Annotated in this window: 15 protein-coding genes; 4 read left to right on the top strand and 11 right to left on the bottom strand. The window is 71.1% G+C overall.

The features are described from left to right. Positions 1-4: 4 nt before the first annotated feature. Entirely contained in the window at positions 5-205 is a 201-nt protein-coding gene (locus tag ACXNSR_RS01845) for a hypothetical protein (protein WP_458643533.1), read from the bottom strand. A gap of 162 nt (positions 206-367) precedes the next feature. On the opposite strand from ACXNSR_RS01845, the gene ACXNSR_RS01840 reads away from it, so the two are divergent. Then, positions 368-736 carry a PRC-barrel domain containing protein gene (locus ACXNSR_RS01840; RefSeq protein WP_458640363.1) on the top strand — a complete coding sequence of 123 codons (369 nt, stop codon included), beginning with the start codon at positions 368-370 and terminating at the stop codon, positions 734-736. A gap of 66 nt (positions 737-802) precedes the next feature. Here the strand turns inward: ACXNSR_RS01840 and ACXNSR_RS01835 are convergent, their stop codons facing one another. The 10 genes from ACXNSR_RS01835 to ACXNSR_RS01790 all read right to left on the bottom strand — a co-directional run bounded on the left by ACXNSR_RS01835 (position 803) and on the right by ACXNSR_RS01790 (position 11,646). Then, positions 803-1,702 (bottom strand): NAD-dependent protein deacetylase, encoded by a 900-nt coding sequence (locus ACXNSR_RS01835; protein ID WP_458640362.1) that lies wholly within the window; start codon positions 1,700-1,702, stop codon positions 803-805. A 99-nt stretch (positions 1,703-1,801) separates the two neighbouring features. Beyond that, positions 1,802-2,575 (bottom strand): nucleotidyltransferase domain-containing protein, encoded by a 774-nt coding sequence (locus ACXNSR_RS01830; RefSeq protein WP_458640361.1) that lies wholly within the window; start codon positions 2,573-2,575, stop codon positions 1,802-1,804. 101 nt (positions 2,576-2,676) lie between these two features. Further along, positions 2,677-3,045 carry a hypothetical protein gene (locus ACXNSR_RS01825; RefSeq protein ID WP_458640360.1) on the bottom strand — a complete coding sequence of 123 codons (369 nt, stop codon included), beginning with the start codon at positions 3,043-3,045 and terminating at the stop codon, positions 2,677-2,679. A gap of 170 nt (positions 3,046-3,215) precedes the next feature. Further along, positions 3,216-5,780 carry a valine--tRNA ligase gene (valS, locus tag ACXNSR_RS01820; RefSeq protein ID WP_458640359.1) on the bottom strand — a complete coding sequence of 855 codons (2,565 nt, stop codon included), beginning with the start codon at positions 5,778-5,780 and terminating at the stop codon, positions 3,216-3,218. A 157-nt stretch (positions 5,781-5,937) separates the two neighbouring features. Next, positions 5,938-7,374 carry an FAD-dependent oxidoreductase gene (locus ACXNSR_RS01815; protein ID WP_458640358.1) on the bottom strand — a complete coding sequence of 479 codons (1,437 nt, stop codon included), beginning with the start codon at positions 7,372-7,374 and terminating at the stop codon, positions 5,938-5,940. Between the two features lie 120 nt (positions 7,375-7,494). Continuing rightward, a complete protein-coding gene (locus ACXNSR_RS01810; protein WP_458640357.1) occupies positions 7,495-8,535 on the bottom strand; it encodes a DUF6545 domain-containing protein in 1,041 nt (346 codons plus the stop codon). A 135-nt stretch (positions 8,536-8,670) separates the two neighbouring features. Next, positions 8,671-9,840, bottom strand: a complete 1,170-nt coding sequence (locus ACXNSR_RS01805; protein ID WP_458643532.1) for an MAB_1171c family putative transporter — start codon at positions 9,838-9,840, stop codon at positions 8,671-8,673. 2 nt (positions 9,841-9,842) lie between these two features. Beyond that, a complete protein-coding gene (locus ACXNSR_RS01800; protein ID WP_458640356.1) occupies positions 9,843-10,436 on the bottom strand; it encodes a toxin-antitoxin system, toxin component in 594 nt (197 codons plus the stop codon). Between the two features lie 97 nt (positions 10,437-10,533). Further along, positions 10,534-11,217, bottom strand: a complete 684-nt coding sequence (locus tag ACXNSR_RS01795) for a helix-turn-helix transcriptional regulator (protein WP_458640355.1) — start codon at positions 11,215-11,217, stop codon at positions 10,534-10,536. 180 nt (positions 11,218-11,397) lie between these two features. Next, positions 11,398-11,646, bottom strand: coding sequence for a hypothetical protein (locus tag ACXNSR_RS01790; RefSeq protein WP_458640354.1), 249 nt, complete (start codon positions 11,644-11,646; stop codon positions 11,398-11,400). Between the two features lie 59 nt (positions 11,647-11,705). Between ACXNSR_RS01790 and ACXNSR_RS01785 the strand changes: the two genes are divergently transcribed. The 3 genes from ACXNSR_RS01785 to ACXNSR_RS01775 all read left to right on the top strand — a co-directional run bounded on the left by ACXNSR_RS01785 (position 11,706) and on the right by ACXNSR_RS01775 (position 14,430). Continuing rightward, positions 11,706-12,287 carry a hypothetical protein gene (locus tag ACXNSR_RS01785; protein WP_458640353.1) on the top strand — a complete coding sequence of 194 codons (582 nt, stop codon included), beginning with the start codon at positions 11,706-11,708 and terminating at the stop codon, positions 12,285-12,287. A gap of 233 nt (positions 12,288-12,520) precedes the next feature. Then, positions 12,521-13,534: an SPFH domain-containing protein gene (locus ACXNSR_RS01780; protein WP_458640352.1), complete on the top strand. Its 1,014-nt coding sequence runs from the start codon at positions 12,521-12,523 to the stop codon at positions 13,532-13,534. Next, complete coding sequence (locus ACXNSR_RS01775) at positions 13,531-14,430, top strand: hypothetical protein (protein ID WP_458640351.1); 900 nt, start codon at positions 13,531-13,533, stop codon at positions 14,428-14,430. The genes ACXNSR_RS01780 and ACXNSR_RS01775 overlap by 4 nt, the downstream gene beginning before the upstream one ends. The last annotated feature ends 283 nt before the right edge of the window (positions 14,431-14,713 follow it).

Raw genomic sequence — 14,713 nt, 5'->3', positions numbered from 1 at the left:
GGGGTCAGCTCCTACGGCCCCGGCCCCGGCCCCGGCCCCGTCCGCGGGCTGCCCATCCGTGGCCGATGCCGGCGATGTGGAGCGCCAGCGCGGCCAGGCCGAGCAGCATGAAGTTGGTGGAGCTGAACACTTCGTTGGTGCTGATGGTGGCGGCGTTGATCAGGAACGCGACGAAGAACAGCACTGCGGCGGTGATGCCGAGCATGTCCATGCCCCTTTCTTTCGGTGACGGCCGTGTTCCCCGCGGGGGCCGGATCATGAGCGGAGGGTTCGGCGAAAGGCGTACGTTCACAACGGGAGGGCCGGGGCAGACGCCGTTCAAGGGATTGGCCGATCCCTTCACCCGAACCGGAGGAGTTGTTCTCACGTGACCGAACATGCGTGGAGTTACAAGTCGACGTCGGGCCACCTGGCCGGTACCGACCTCACCGGCTACAAGGTCGAGGCGGTCGACGGCAGCATCGGCAAGGTCGACAAGCACTCCGACGAGGTCGGTGACGCCTACCTGGTCGTCGACACAGGGGTGTGGATCTTCGGCAGGGAGGTGCTCCTGCCGGCCGCCACCGTGATCTCGATCGACCCGGAGCAGCGGACGATCCACGTGGAGCGCACCCGGGAACAGATCAAGGGTTCCCCGGAGTTCCACCGGGACGAGCACCTCGGCGACGCGGGCTACCGCGAGCAGCTGGCCTTCTACTACGGCCCCGCAGGCCCGTTCGGCGGCCCGTTCGTCTGACCCGCGATGGGGAAGGGGCCCGGACTCGACGAGTCCGGGCCCCTCCTCGTTGCGCTCGACGGTGGTTCAGTCCGCCGTCCGTCCGTCGAACGGGATGTCCAGGCCGTCGGCGAGGGCGGCAAGGGTCGCCCCCAGGGGGAGCGCGACGCGAGTGGCGGCGTGCCGGTCGCCCCGGGTCGGATCCCTGTTGACGATCAGTACGGGTTTCCCCGCCTGGGCTGCCTGGCGGACGAACCTGAGACCGGACATCACCGTGAGCGAGGAACCGAGGACCAGGAGTGAGGCCGCCGCATCGACCAGCTCGCGGCAGCGCTCGACCCGGTGCGGGGGAACGTTCTCGCCGAAGAACACCACGTCCGGTTTGAGGATGCCACCGCACTTCGAGCAGGGCATGACGGTGAAGCCCGCGGCCTGTTCGTCGGTGAGGTCGGCGTCACCGTCCGGATTCAGCCGGGCAGCCACGGGCTCGAAGCCCGCGTTGGCCTCCTCCAGCCGCCGGGCGAGCTCCCGGCGCGTGCTGAAGGCGCCGCAGGAGAGGCAGACGACCCGGTTCAGGCTGCCATGGAGTTCCACCACGTCCTCGCTGCCGGCGGCCTGGTGCAGGCCGTCGACGTTCTGGGTGATCACCGCGGAGAGCAGGCCGTGCCGGCCGAAGGCGGCCACGGCCCGGTGCCCGGTGTTCGGCCGGGCGCGGCCGAAGGTGCGCCAGCCCAGGTGGCTGCGTGCCCAGTAGCGGCGCCGGGCGTGGACGCTCGTGGTGAATTCCTGGTAGGTCATCGGGGTGTGCCGGCGCAGGCTTCCCCCCTCGCCGCGGTAGTCGGGGATGCCCGACTCCGTGGAAAGGCCCGCGCCGCTGAGCACCAGCACGCCGCCGGCCCTCAGCGCGTCGGCGACCGGCTCCGGATCGGTGGTGCCCGGCCGCAGGTCCTCGGTGGGGGTCCAGCTCAGAGTGGGGCGCGTACGCATGCAGCCAGCGTACGGAACGGGCCCGACAGCGGCACGTGGCCGTGCGGCACCGGACGCCGCGCCCGGCCGACAAGATCCGGAGGAGACGGCCCCGACGCCCTAGCCGGCCTGCCCGGGCCGCCCCGAGGGCTGCCGCTCGGCAGCACTGTGCCAGGTGCGGGCGTAGCCCTCGCGAAGGGGACCGCCCACGAGGACGAGGATCTGCGCGGCGGCGTCGGCCAGGTCCTCCGGCTCGCCGCTCTCGCACAGGCGGCGATAGCCGTCGAGGAGCGCTCCGCCGTGCTCCGGGTCGGCCTGCAGGAGGCGGCGGGGAAGCCACTTGCCGCCGCCCGCCCATGCCCGGTGGTGGTCGAAGAGAAGGTCGGCGGCAGTGCCGAGGACCACGCCGGCCACGGCGAGGCGCTCGACGGCGTCCGAGGTGTCGGCCAGGTCGTCCAGCGCGTCGGTGAGCGCATAACGTCTGCTTTCGACAGTGGCGGGATCCTGGGCACCCGGGCCCTTGCGGAGCGCGTCCTCGGCCCGACGCTTGAGGGCGGCGGCCGCTCCGTTCCGTTCGAACAGGACCAGGCCCTCGGCGTACATGCGCTGCATGACCCCGCGGCGGGAGGCCGTATCGGCGGCGAAGAGCTCGTCGAGGCCGGCCCGGGTATGGACGAACAGCTCGACCAGTCGCCCCTCGAAGCGGAGGGTCTCCCGGCGGGTCTCACCGCCGTCCTCGATCAGGACCGCAATGTCCAGGTCGCTGGTGGCGGTGGCACGGCCCGCGGCGCCCGAGCCCGCGAGGACTGCGCTCAGCGCGTCGGGGAAGCAGCGGGCGGCGAAGCGCCGCGCCTGGTCGACCGGAAGGTCCGGATCATCGGGGTCGCTGCTCATGCCCGCCAGGCTGGCATCCGTGTCAGGGAGGGCGCGAAGGGTTTTCGCCTGCCGGTGCGAGACCTGTCGGCCTCGCCGGGTCCGTACCTTCGGCCGGGCAGTCAGCCCAGAGTGAGCTGGAAGTACGCGGTTTCCCGGAAGCCGGAGGTCGGCGGGTCGACTTCAACGGTGACGGGGATCCCCGCCCCGCTCGGCTTGAGGCGGACCGGCACGGTGCGCTTCCTCCCCGATCCCAGCGCCGGCATGAGCGCGGTGGCGGACTCCTGCTGGTTCAGCCAGGTCAGGCTGTACCCGGAGGCGTGGTCGTCGAGGGACCGGCCCGCACGGACGACCAGTGGTGCGGAGCCGTATTCCGACACACCGGCGTCGAACGACTCCCCGCCTGGGCGGAGCCCTTCACCGGTGTCGTTCTCGTAGGTCACGGGCTTTCCGCAGCGGGGGTGTCGGTGGGGGTCGGGGTCCGCGTGCATGAAGCCCACGGTAGGGATCGGCCGATGCTCTGATCATGAGCAGGCGTACTCAAGACGGTCTGAGTAGCCACGTAGCCACGACGCGGCCGCCCCCTCCCCGGGCGAGCCTCCGGGCCTGCCCGCCCGGGGAGGGGCGACGGCATCGGATACGGCGGTCGCAGGTGCAGCGGTCAGATGGTGACGGTGATGGTGAGGCCCTCGCCGGCGTGGGTGGTGTGGATGAGGTCGTGGATCCGGCCGGCGGCCCTCATGTCGTTCTCGAGGTGCGGGATCAGCGCGGTGGTGGCCGCCGGCCCGCTGATAGTGACCGCCTGGACGTCGGTGCGCATGGAGACCTGACGGTCGGTCTTTGCCTTGCGGACCGCGGCGAGCAGCGTGCCCGCGGCCGCGAGGAGGCCGGCGACGTCCTCGCCCGCCGTCCGGTCGAGGACATCGGCGTCCGGCCAGGGCTGGGTGTGCAGGGACCCGGTGTGCTGCCAGGAGTGGATCTCTTCGGTGACGAACGGCAGGTACGGAGCGAACAGGCGCAGCAGGGTGGCGAGGGTGAGGCCGAGAGCGGTGCGGGCGGAGTCGGTGCCCTGCTGGTCGAGTCCGTCCTTGCCGTAGGCGCGGGCCTTGACGAGTTCGAGGTAGTTGTCGCAGAAGTCCCAGAAGAACTTCTCGGTGACGTCGAGGGCCTGGGTGTACTCGTAGGCGTCCAGGGCCCGGGTGGCCTCGCGGGTGGTGCGGGCGAGCTCGCGGATCAGGGCCCGGTCGACGGGTTCGGTGATCGTCTCGGTGGCGGGTCGGCCGAAGCCGGTGGTGAAGCGGCTGGCGTTGAGCAGCTTCATCGCCAGGCGGCGGCCGATCTTCATCTGCTTGGGGTCGAACGCGGTGTCGGTGCCGGGGCGGCCGCGGGCCGCCCAGTAGCGGACGGCGTCGGCTCCGTGTTCGTGCAGGAGGCCGGCCGGGGTGACGACGTTCCCCTTCGACTTGGACATCTTCTTGCGGTCCGGGTCGAGGATCCATCCGGAGATCAGCGCGTTCGACCAGGGCAGGCTGTCGTGCTCGGCGTGGGAGCGGGTGACGGTGGAGAACAGCCAGGTGCGGATGATCTCGTGGGCCTGGGGGCGCAGGTCCATGGGGAAGACACGGGCGAACAGGTCCGGGTCGTCCTCCCAGCGGGCGGCGATCTGCGGGGTGAGGGAGGAAGTCGCCCAGGTGTCCATGATGTCGCTCTCGGCGGTGAACCCTCCGGGCCAGTCGCGCTGGTCAGGGGTGTAGCCGGCAGGGACGTCGGTGCTCGGGTCGACGGGCAGGGCCGCCTCGTCGGGGGTGAGCGGCTTGTCGTAGTCGGGGTTCCCGGCGTCGTCGAGCCTGTACCACAGGGGCAGGGGGACGCCGAAGAACCGCTGCCGGCTGATGAGCCAGTCCCCGTTGAGGTTGCCGACCCAGTCCTCGTAGCGGCGGCCCATGCGGGCCGGATGCCAGGCGAGTTCACGGCCGCGCTCCAGGAGCCGGGCGCGGAGGTCCTCGTCGCGGCCGCCGTTGCGGATGTACCACTGGCGGGTGGTGATGATTTCGAGGGGCCGGTCACCCTTCTCGTAGAACTTGACGTTGTGGGTGACGGGGCGTGGCTCGCCGAGGAGCGCGCCGGCCTCGCGGAGCAGGGAGATGACGTGCCGGCGCGCGGCGTGCGTGGTGGCGCCGGCGATCGGCGCGTACGCCTGACGGGCGGTGTCGGTGTCGAGCCAGGCGGGGGTGTCGGTGAGGAAGCGGCCGTCCCAGCCCATGACGGGCCGGGTGTCCAGCTGCAGCTCACGCCACCATGTGACGTCGGTGGTGTCGCCGAACGTGCAGACCATGACCAGGCCGGTGCCCTTGTCGGGGTCGGCCAGGTGGTGCGGCCGGACGGGGACTTCGACGCCGAAGACGGGGGTGCGGACCGTCGAGCCGAACAGGTCCTCGTACCGGCTGTCCTCGGGGTGGGCGACCAGCGCGACGCACGCGGGCAGGAGTTCCGGGCGGGTCGTGGAGATCGTGACGGTCGTGCCGTCGGGACGGGTGAACGCGAGGTCGTGGAATGCGGCGGGGCGTTCACGGTCTTCGAGCTCGGCCTGCGCGACGGCGGTGCGGAAGGTGGTGTCCCACAGGGTCGGCGCTTCCGCGGAGTACGCACGGCCGCGGGCGAGGTCGCGCAGGAACGCGCGCTGGGACGCGGCGCGGGAGCGGGCGCCGATCGTCTGGTAGGTCATCCCCCAGTCGACGGACAGGCCGAGCGTCCGCCAAAGGTCCTCGAAGACCTTCTCGTCTTCGACGGTGAGCTGCTCGCACAGCTCGATGAAGTTGCGGCGCGAGACGGGGATCTGGTGCTTGCCGGGGGTGGCCGGCGGGGTGAATGCCGGTTCGTAGGGCAGGGACGGATCGCAGCGGACGCCGTAGTGGTTCTGGACGCGGCGTTCGGTGGGGAGGCCGTTGTCGTCCCAGCCCATGGGATAGAAGACTTCCCGGCCGCGCATCCGCTGGTAGCGGGCGATGACGTCGGTGTGGGTGTACGAGAAGACGTGACCGACGTGGAGGGAGCCGCTGACGGTCGGTGGCGGGGTGTCGATCGAGTAGACCTGGTCCCGGGTCTTCGTCCGGTCGAACCGGTAGGTTCTGGCGGTCTCCCAGTGGTCGGACCACTTCGCTTCGAGACCTTCGAGGGCAGGTTTTTCCTGGGCCCCGGGCGACGGGGGCGGCTCAATGGCATCCATGCTGGATGGTATTCGTCCCCGTCGGTTGAGTTCCTCCGGTTTATTACGGCGGGTGACGGCCGGCTTCCGGCTTCCGGCTTCCGGCTTCCGCCGCGAACGCGGCCCGGCGCCTTGATCGGCCTGCTGTTCCGGCGGCGGGGCTGCCGCCGGAACGGACTCACTTCGCGGTGTGCCTCGCGCTGCCGGCCGAGATGATGTCGCGCTCCTGCTGCGTCAGCGGGGGACCGGCCAGCGGGGGATGCTGAGGTCCCAGGGCGGCGGCCAGCAGGGCCCGGGGCCTGAGGAGATGAGTGGCCGGCCTCTCCAGCGAGGAAACGTCGGTGAACTCCTTCGTCATCGTGAAGGATCCGCAGGACGTCCTCAGCAGATGATCCACGTAGCGGGCGACCAGCCGGTCGGCCGCGTTCGGGGCCGCGCCCTCGACACCCGGGTAGAAGACGTCCTGTCCGAGGGCCAGATTCCAGGCCCCGGACACCGGTCGGGCGATGGCTCGCTGGACGCGGCGAGCCAGGCCGCTGCTCGTGATGCCGTGGTCCGCGGCCATCGACCGAAGCGCGACGGCCCCTTGCGCCGCCACCGACATGCCATGGCCGTAGATGGGGTTGAAGCCCGCGACGGCGTCGCCGAGCACGACGAACCCCTCGGGCCACTGCCGGACGTTCTCGAAGTACCGCCGTCGGTTCCGGGTACTCCGGCTGATCTTCACGTCGCTGAGGGGCTCGAGGTGCGAGATGAGCTCGCCGACGATGGGGTGTCGCAGACCGCGGGTGAACTCGACGAAATCCTCGGACCGGTCCGTGGGTTCACCGCCCCGCGTCCCTGCCGCCGTCACCAGCCACCGGTTTCCTTCGATCGGCAGGATGGCGGCGCTCTGTCCCGGCCGTGATGCACGGGGGTCTGCCTGCACATTGACGACGGGAAACGTCTCGGCCCCTTCCGGGGCACGGAAGAGGCGGCTGGCGTACACCAGGCCGAGGTCGAGGGCGCGCTCCTCCGGGCCAGCCACACCGAGTTCCCCGAGGAACTGGGGGGCCCGGGAGCCCCTGCCCGAGGCATCGACGACGAAGTCGGCCTCCAGGACCTGCTCACGGCCGTCGGTGTCGTGCACGCGCACGCCGCGTACGCGTGCTGCGTCGCCGACCAGGCCCACCGCACGGGTGCGCGGCAGGACCTTCACCCCGTGATCGGCCAGCACTCGGGTGCGGACCACGGAGTCGAGCAGATCGCGGCTGCACGCGATCAGGAAGTGGGTCTCCTTGCGCCAGCGCCGGAACCAACCCTGCGCACTGAGTCCGACCATGCCGGTGGGGATCGGGATGCGCCGTGCGCCGGCGGCCAGCCAGCAGTCGGTTATCCCGGGCATCAACGCTTCAGCCGCGTGGACACCACCGCTCCACAGCAGGTGCACGTGTCCTGCCTGCGGGAGCCCCTTCCGTGGAAGGGGACCGTCGGGCAGCTCATCGTTCTCGATGACCAGGACCTGGTCCACCGCGCCGCGCAGAGCTGCCGCGGCGAACATCCCCGAGAGGCCTCCTCCCATCACGATGGCCCGGCGTGCGGTCGCACTCGGGGGAACACTCTTGCGGTCGATCATGTGACTGCTCTCTACCAGGCCGCTGTGGGCGGAATTAGTCGTCAAGAGGTAGCAAGGACTGCTGCGGAGGCCGGCGGGGGATCCACCCTTCCGCCGGTGAACGGAACGTGGCTTCGAAGCTCACTCCTGGCCGGTTGCGGAGGAGGAGAGACACCGCTCCGCGCGTGGTCCCGGAACGGTCTCCGGGATCCGAGCGCGCAGGGCATCGGAGAGGAGAAGGAGGCCCTGGCCATCATGGGCGACCGCTCCTGCCGCGCCCGGACCGGCTGCCGCACCGGCCGCCGCATCGGCCGTCAGACCGGTCCTCGGACGGGTCGCCGGATCTTCGCCGTGACCGGGTGCGCGGCGAGCTTCGAGGGCTGAGACGACCATGGCCGCTGCGGCTGCCGCCGCGGCGCCGCGTTCAGTGGCCCCGGCGGCAACGGCCCCGGCGCGCGCTTCGGTGCCGATCTCCGAGTCCAGGGGCAGCATGGCCAGGCCGTCCAGGATGTCGGAAGTCCGCTGCAGGCGCCTCTTCCCGGGTGAGGACCACCAGGGGATGCGCACGCTCCGATGGGGTGCCACCCCGCGGAGCGACGCCCACAGCGGTGAGAGCCTCTTGTACTCGCTCCAGCTCCGCCATTGACGTGTCACGGACTGGCTGACGGCCGGCAGGGCGAAGCCGACGCCCTGACAGAACGTGGACACGGCCGCGAGCGGCGGTGCGACCGCAGTGCTGAGGCCGTCCAGGTCGTGGCCCGCCCACCGGGCGCCCACGGCGATCGCCTTGCACGCGTCGTAGCCGAGGTTCAGCAGCGAGCCGGTCACGATCAGGAGCAGGCCCGCGCGCAGGACGCCTGTGACGTCGTGGGACCAGCGCCGGCACAGGGAAGCGAGTACGACCGTGGCGAAGGCATGCGCCAGCAGGTACAGGACGATCATCTCGCGCAGGAACGGAGCCGTCGCGTAGTACGTGTCGAAGTCGCGCAGCCGTTCGACAGAGGCGTCACCGAGTGCGAACAAGGTGAACAGCGCGATCACGACCAGCCCGTAGCCGCCCAGGCACCAGCGAGTGACAGACCGCAGGAGCAGATCCCGCCAGTCCCTGATGAGTGCGGGGAGTCTTAGTACGGACACGAGGACCACGAGGCCGACGGGTACGAAATAGAACTCAGCCGGCATGCGGAACCACCCCCTGCGGCTCGGAACACCCACAGCGGTACGGGGCTCGAAAGACGGGCGGGCGAGGGCCGGTTCGCGTGTCCGGCAGACACCTGCCGGACGTGCACGGTCCGGACGGGACGCGCATGCCCGCCCCTATCCCGGCACGGTCGGGCGGACGACCGCACCGACGGGGGAGTGGCGGCAGAGTGCCTTCGAGATCCGGGCGAGGTCGAGCGAGCTGCCTCCGGGGCCCTCTTGAAGGGTCTCGGACGACGCGATCACCTGATGCCCGGGGTCGGCGTGCAGGGCCTCCTTGGCAGCCGTGAGCATGACCGCGTCGGCGTAGGCCTCCGCATCCTCCGGTGCGGCGCCGCCCGCCAGCGCGTCAGCCAGAGCAGCGTCCCGCAGTACACGGTCGAAATAGGGATTGAGCGTGAGGAATCCGTCGTGGATGTCCGACTCCCGCTGCAGTACCCGGACGCCGGGCGGCGCGAACCAGGAGATGCGCGGGCTCTTGTGGTCCGGTGCGAGGTTCTGCACGAGCCGCCAGAGCGGTCCGAGCTCCCGGTGCCTCTTCCAGTCCCACCACGGCCCCTTCAGCCGCTGTACGACGAGGGGCAGACCGAACCCGATCGCGACGAAGGGGGAAGCGATGGAGGCCAGCGGGCGCGCGATGTCGGTACTGAGGAAGTCCCAGTCGTGTCCCGCCCAGCGCGCCCCGACGGCCGAGAACTTGCACACGTCGTAGGCGACCGTGACCAGGTAGCCGAAGACCATGAGGTACAGGCCGGCACGAAGCTCACCGTCCACCTCCTGGGACCAGCGCCGGCACAGGGATGTCATGACCAGTGACGACGCGGTGTGAGCCACCAGATAGAGGACGATCATCTCCCGGATGTACGGGGTGTTGGCGTAGTAGGTGTCCAGATCGCGCAGCCGCTCCACGGGAGCGCTGCCCAGGGCGAAGAGTGCGAACAGGGCGACGATCACCAGACCGTACGTGCCGATGCACCAGCGGGTCGCCTGGCGGATACGAGCCGGTGATCCTCCGCGCCAGTTGATGATCAGGACGATGCAGGAGCCGCTGAAAGCCGTCAGAATGCTGTAGACGAGCGGGGCGGAGATGTTCGGCACACCCGTTATCTCGTTGACCTTGGCGATCATCGGGATGGAGCCGAAGAGGAAGACCCCTGCGGCCGTGAGGAGCAGCATCGCCACGGCACGGAGCAGCGGGTCCCGAGGGTTCCTGAGCAGGGCGGGCAGTCTGATGAGGAAGGCCAGGGCGCCGAGGAGGGCGGGGCCGAAGAAGCTGAGGTCGGACACGCTCAACTGCCTATGCTGTGGTAGCTGAGGGCGGCCGCGATCCTGCCCTTGGTCGTGGCGCGGTCAGGGGCATCGACCCCCTTGGTGTCGAGCAGGTGACGCACCCGGTGCGCGAGCTCCAGCCCGAACAGCTCGGCACTGTCCTCCTGCTCCTGGGCGTTGTGGACCGAGGCGCCGTCCTGGCCGGCGGGGGAAGGGACCTGACGCCCCGCCACGGCCAGCACGGAGGAGACGACACCATCGAGGTCGGCGTCGTGCCGCAGCAGGCGTGCCGCAGCCGTACCCTCGGCGACGGCGCTGTGGCAGTGACCCAACTCGAGGTGCCGGAGCTCATGGCCCGTGATGATGACCTGGTGCTCCGGTGCGGTCATCCGTTCGACCACGATCAAGTCCCTGTTCCCGAGGTTCAGGGCGAGACCGCTGGCCGTGCCCGGCGGGAAGGGCGTGGTCCGGAACTCGATCGGCCGCTTCCGGCGTTTGCTCATGACCTCGCACAGTGCGAGGCAGAGGAGTTCGGAGGTCACCGGAGCCTTCAGATGGCGGACCCCGGCCGCCAGACCATTGACCGACTTACGCATGCCCTGCTGCCTGAACATCGCTTCTCCCCGATAGGACCCTCTTCCGGCGGCGCGGAAGACCCGCTTGCCGTGTCCGCCGACAACGTCTCCCCCGTTGTCATACAGCCGCCGAGCGCTAGCGAACGGGCGTCCCACCGGAGTCCGCGTTCCGGGCGTCGCCCGTCTCGGGTTCGGACTCGGTCAAGAGCCTCTCGATCATCCTGAGGACCCTGTCGCGGTGGTCGTCGGTGGGAAGGAGCGCTGCCCGGGCGGCGATCCCCTCCACACCGTGCACGGCGAGCAGGTCGACGAGGGTCGGCGCGGGCTTGTCCTGCTTGGCCACCTCCTTCAGCAGACTCATCTCCACGCGGAGGAGCGCACCGTTGACGGCGGCCGCGTCCTCGGACATGAGGAACCCGGCGGGCCGGCCGAAGAAGGCCTCGATGAGCGCGCAGTGGTCCATGGTCGGTTTGCGCTCACCATTGGCCAGGGCGTTGATCTGCTGGCGTGAGATGCCGGTCTGCCTCGCGATGGCCGCCTGTGAGTGCTTGCGCTTGTTCCCCTGCACGTCCAGGGCCTGGACCACCTTCAGCCGCTGCCTGAACCGTTCCTGACGGTTCGGCTCACCGGCGGACTCTCCCCTGAGCAGTGACTCGACGACCGCGGTGGGCACCCCCGTGGCGAGGTGCAGCTCGGCGGCGTCCAGGACCTCTTCCCGTGACCGCCCGAGTTCGGCCGCCAGATCGATGACCCTCTCGGCCGTGGCTGTCAGTTCACGCACGGCGGCCTCGGGCCCCGAGGCCGAGGAGGTTCCAGTCACCGATCGGTCTCCTAGATGGCGCGGGGATCGCTCCGCAAGTGGTCGGGTCACCCGGAGGCTAAACGCTGGGCCTGTCCTGTGGCCCTAGCCTGCCACAGTTGTGGCAGGAAATGGAGAGTTGGGGGCCGAAGGAGACACGATCGTTGACAGGTGTGCGTTTCCTGCTGCGCACCGAGCGGCCTAGGGGCGCGGGCGCCTGGACTTCTTGCGGGCGGGGTGGTCCAGGTCGTCCTGTGCCGTGGGCAGGTCGGCATGCCCCTCGGAGTGGTGATTGACCCAGCCGCACAGCGGGCAGGCGTAGCGCCCGTTCAGCCCCGCGATGAGGGTTCCGCACTGACGGCACTCGGTGTCGGTGATCTCCGGTGCCGCGAGCACCCCGTCCTCGGAAGAAGCGGGGTCGGCGGCGCGGGCGTCCTTGTCCCAGGTCATGGCCCGACGCTACATCGGCCGCCGGGGCCGTCGGCGCGGGTGGTGACCCAACTGCGCCGGTGGAGTGGGACGGGTGGACGGTGGAGTTCGGGGACGCGCACGCGGGCGTGGCGGGTGTGCTCGGCGGCGGCGAGCCGGGTCCGGTGTACTTCGACGTCGGGAGCGGTCCGGACGTGCCGTCGACCACGCACTGGTCGGCCTACGACGGCCGGGCCCACCGCCCGCGCGCCGAAGCCCTGCGGGCCATCCGCGCGTGCGGATGGCGCGGCGCCGCCGAGTACCCCCTGGACTGGGAGACGATCGGCGACCGGCCCCTCCCCGAGGCGGACGCCGACCTGGCGGGACCGCTCGCGGACTGGACCGTGTACCTGTCCGTCGTCCGCGAGGCGGCCGTCCCGCTGCCCGAGCCCCTGGCCGCGCTCCTCGCCGCGATGGCCGAGCACCTGACCGCTGCGGCCGCGGACGCGCCGTTGGCCGCGCTGCGCGCCGCCGGCATGCTGGAGCCGATCGCCCGCCCGGGCGGGCCGGACGGCCGCAGGCACGCTGTGCGACGACGGCATGTCCGTCGAAGCGGTGGCCACCGCGCTCGGCACCACCCGCTCCCAGGCCCTGGTCCTGCTCCTGACCGCGCAGGAGGATAACGGCACGCGCTCAGGGCGTCGGCGAGACTCCGGGGCCGGCCGACGCGCCGGATGCCGGAGAGCGGCCAACAGGGGCGCTCCCGGAGGGCCGCAGCACCGCGGACATGGCCACCGCAGCCGAGCGCACCGTCGCGTACGCGCTGTCCAGGACCCGAGGGGACCCGCTTTTCGTCCACTTGACGATATGAAGGGGTCTCGTTATCGTCGTACTGACGAAATGAAGGGGGTCCGTCATGGCCGACATCACCCGGCGCTTCGGCTGGCGTCATCTGCGCTCCGCGCCCACCACCCACATCCGCCACCACAAGCGCGGCCGTCTCGTCCACGACGGGCGGGGACTCAGTTTCTGGTACCGGTCGCTGTCGGCGGCGCTTTCCGAAGTGCCGGTCGACGACCGGGAGCTGGCCATGGCGTTCCACGCCCGTACGTCCGACTTCCAGGACGTCGCCGTGCAGGCCACCGTCACCTACCGGATCAGCGACCCGGCCGAAGCCGCGGACCGGCTCGACTTCTCCGTCGACCCGGACACCGGAGTCTGGCGGGGCGCTCCCCTGGAACAGATCGCCACCCTCCTCACCGAGACCGCGCAGCAGCACACGCTGGACGTACTGGCCCGGACTACGCTGGCCGTCGCCCTGGTGGACGGCGTCGCCTCCGTACGGGGGAGCGTCGCAGCCGGCCTCGCCGCCGAGCCCAGGCTCCCGGCCACCGGCATCGACGTGGTGGCCGTGCGGGTCGTGGCGATCCGTCCCGAGGCCGAGGTGGAGCGCGCCCTGCGCACCCCGGCCCGCGAGCAGATCCAGCAGGAGGCGGACCGGGCCACCTATGAACGCAGGGCCGTCGCCGTCGAGCGTGAACGCGCCATCGCCGAGAACGAGCTGGCCAGCCAGATCGAACTGGCCAGGCGCGAGGAGCAGCTGATCGACCAGCGCGGCACCAACGCCCGCCGCGAGGCCGAGGAGAAGGCGACTGCCGACGGCATCCGTACCGAGACCGAGGCGGCCCGCAAGGTCCGCCTGGCCCGCGCGGACGCCGAGGCGGAGCGCGAGACGGGCGCCGCCCGCGCCGAGGCCCAGGCTGCCTGGCTGCGGGTGCACGGCGAGGTCGACCCCGGCACGTTGCACGCTCTGGCGGCGACCCGGCTGGCGGAGAACCTGCCGCGGATCGAGAGCATCACACTCTCTCCCGACGTCCTCACCGGGCTCCTCGGCAGGCTCGGACGCCCGGAAGGCGGATCGGGCGCGTGAGCCTCGCCCCCCGGGCGGTGATCGTGCACCGCAGGACCGAGTACGAGGAACTGCTCGCCCGGCACGGTACGCACGGGCAGGCCGCGTTCTTCCTTTCCAGCCGGGGCCGGTCGATCGACGAGGTCGTCCGCCGCCACGAGCGCACCCAGCAGGCACTGCGGGAGGTGGCGGCGGCAGTGCCGCTCACCTGGCGCAGCTCCCGGGTGGAGCGGGCCGACCTGGACCGCTTCCTGTTCGCCCCGGAGGACGTGGTGGTCGTGGTGGGCCAGGACGGCCTGGTCGCCAACACCGCGAAGTACCTGCGCGGGCAGCCGGTGGTGGGCATCGACACCGACCCGGGACGCAATCCGGGGGTCCTGGTCCGTCACCGCTGCGCCGACACAGCCGCCCTGCTGCGGGCGGCGACCGCCGCCGGAGGCCGGGCGGAGGAGCTGACCATGGTCGAGGCCGTCGCCGACGACACCCAGCGCCTGCTCGCGCTGAACGAGATCTACGTGGGGTCGCCCGGCCACCAGACGGCCCGCTACCGCCTGGGCGCCGACGGCGACAAGGAGTCAGGCGAGGCCCAGGCATCCTCCGGGGTGCTGGTGGGCACCGGCACGGGCGCGACCGGCTGGCTGCGTTCCCTGTGGCTGGAGCGGGGCAGCCCCACCGGGCTGCCCGCACCCTGCGACCGGCGGCTGCTGTGGTTCGTGCGCGAGGCCTGGCCCTCCCCCTCGACCGGAACGACGAGGGTCGCCGGTGAGCTGGGGCGGGGGCAGGGTCTCCAACTGACCGTGGAGTCGGACCGGATGGTGGTCTTCGGCGACGGAATGGAGAGCGACGCCCTGGAGCTGACCTGGGGCCAGAGCGTACGGCTGGGCATCGCGGGAACCTCTCTGCACCTGGTGACGTGAGCCCCGACCGGTCCGGTTCAGGCAGGTCGAGGTCGAGGTCGGGCACGGCCAGGACACGGCGGTGCCGCCGTCCTCGAAGGCGCCTTCGGGGCACGGGTGAGGGCACGACCGGCGACCACCGTCGTCCGCACCCCCGGCCGGGACGGCCGACCAACGGGCCGCCACCGCCACGATGCCGGACCCCGTAGGCGTGCGGGCGCCGAGCGTATTTCTACTCCAGCAGCTTTCGGCCGGTGCAGTAGCTTGCCAATTCCCGTGGCAACGACCAGCTGCCGCAGTGCAG

The sequence above is a fragment of the Streptomyces sp. NC-S4 genome, from assembly GCF_054353315.1.
The sequence above is the reverse complement of the archived record's forward strand: the minus strand, read 5'-3'. Positions and strand labels throughout refer to the sequence as shown.

Excerpts from the sequence above, each read along its gene's own strand:
- ACXNSR_RS01845 (WP_458643533.1), bottom strand. The coding sequence starts at position 205 with ATGCTCGGCATCACCGCCGCAGTGCTGTTCTTCGTCGCGTTCCTGATC.
- ACXNSR_RS01835 (WP_458640362.1), bottom strand. The coding sequence starts at position 1,702 with ATGCGTACGCGCCCCACTCTGAGCTGGACCCCCACCGAGGACCTGCGG.
- ACXNSR_RS01830 (WP_458640361.1), bottom strand. The coding sequence starts at position 2,575 with ATGAGCAGCGACCCCGATGATCCGGACCTTCCGGTCGACCAGGCGCGG.
- ACXNSR_RS01825 (WP_458640360.1), bottom strand. The coding sequence starts at position 3,045 with ATGCACGCGGACCCCGACCCCCACCGACACCCCCGCTGCGGAAAGCCC.
- valS (WP_458640359.1), bottom strand. The coding sequence starts at position 5,780 with ATGGATGCCATTGAGCCGCCCCCGTCGCCCGGGGCCCAGGAAAAACCT.
- ACXNSR_RS01815 (WP_458640358.1), bottom strand. The coding sequence starts at position 7,374 with ATGATCGACCGCAAGAGTGTTCCCCCGAGTGCGACCGCACGCCGGGCC.
- ACXNSR_RS01810 (WP_458640357.1), bottom strand. The coding sequence starts at position 8,535 with ATGCCGGCTGAGTTCTATTTCGTACCCGTCGGCCTCGTGGTCCTCGTG.
- ACXNSR_RS01800 (WP_458640356.1), bottom strand. The coding sequence starts at position 10,436 with ATGTTCAGGCAGCAGGGCATGCGTAAGTCGGTCAATGGTCTGGCGGCC.
- ACXNSR_RS01790 (WP_458640354.1), bottom strand. The coding sequence starts at position 11,646 with ATGACCTGGGACAAGGACGCCCGCGCCGCCGACCCCGCTTCTTCCGAG.
- ACXNSR_RS01780 (WP_458640352.1), top strand. The coding sequence starts at position 12,521 with ATGGCCGACATCACCCGGCGCTTCGGCTGGCGTCATCTGCGCTCCGCG.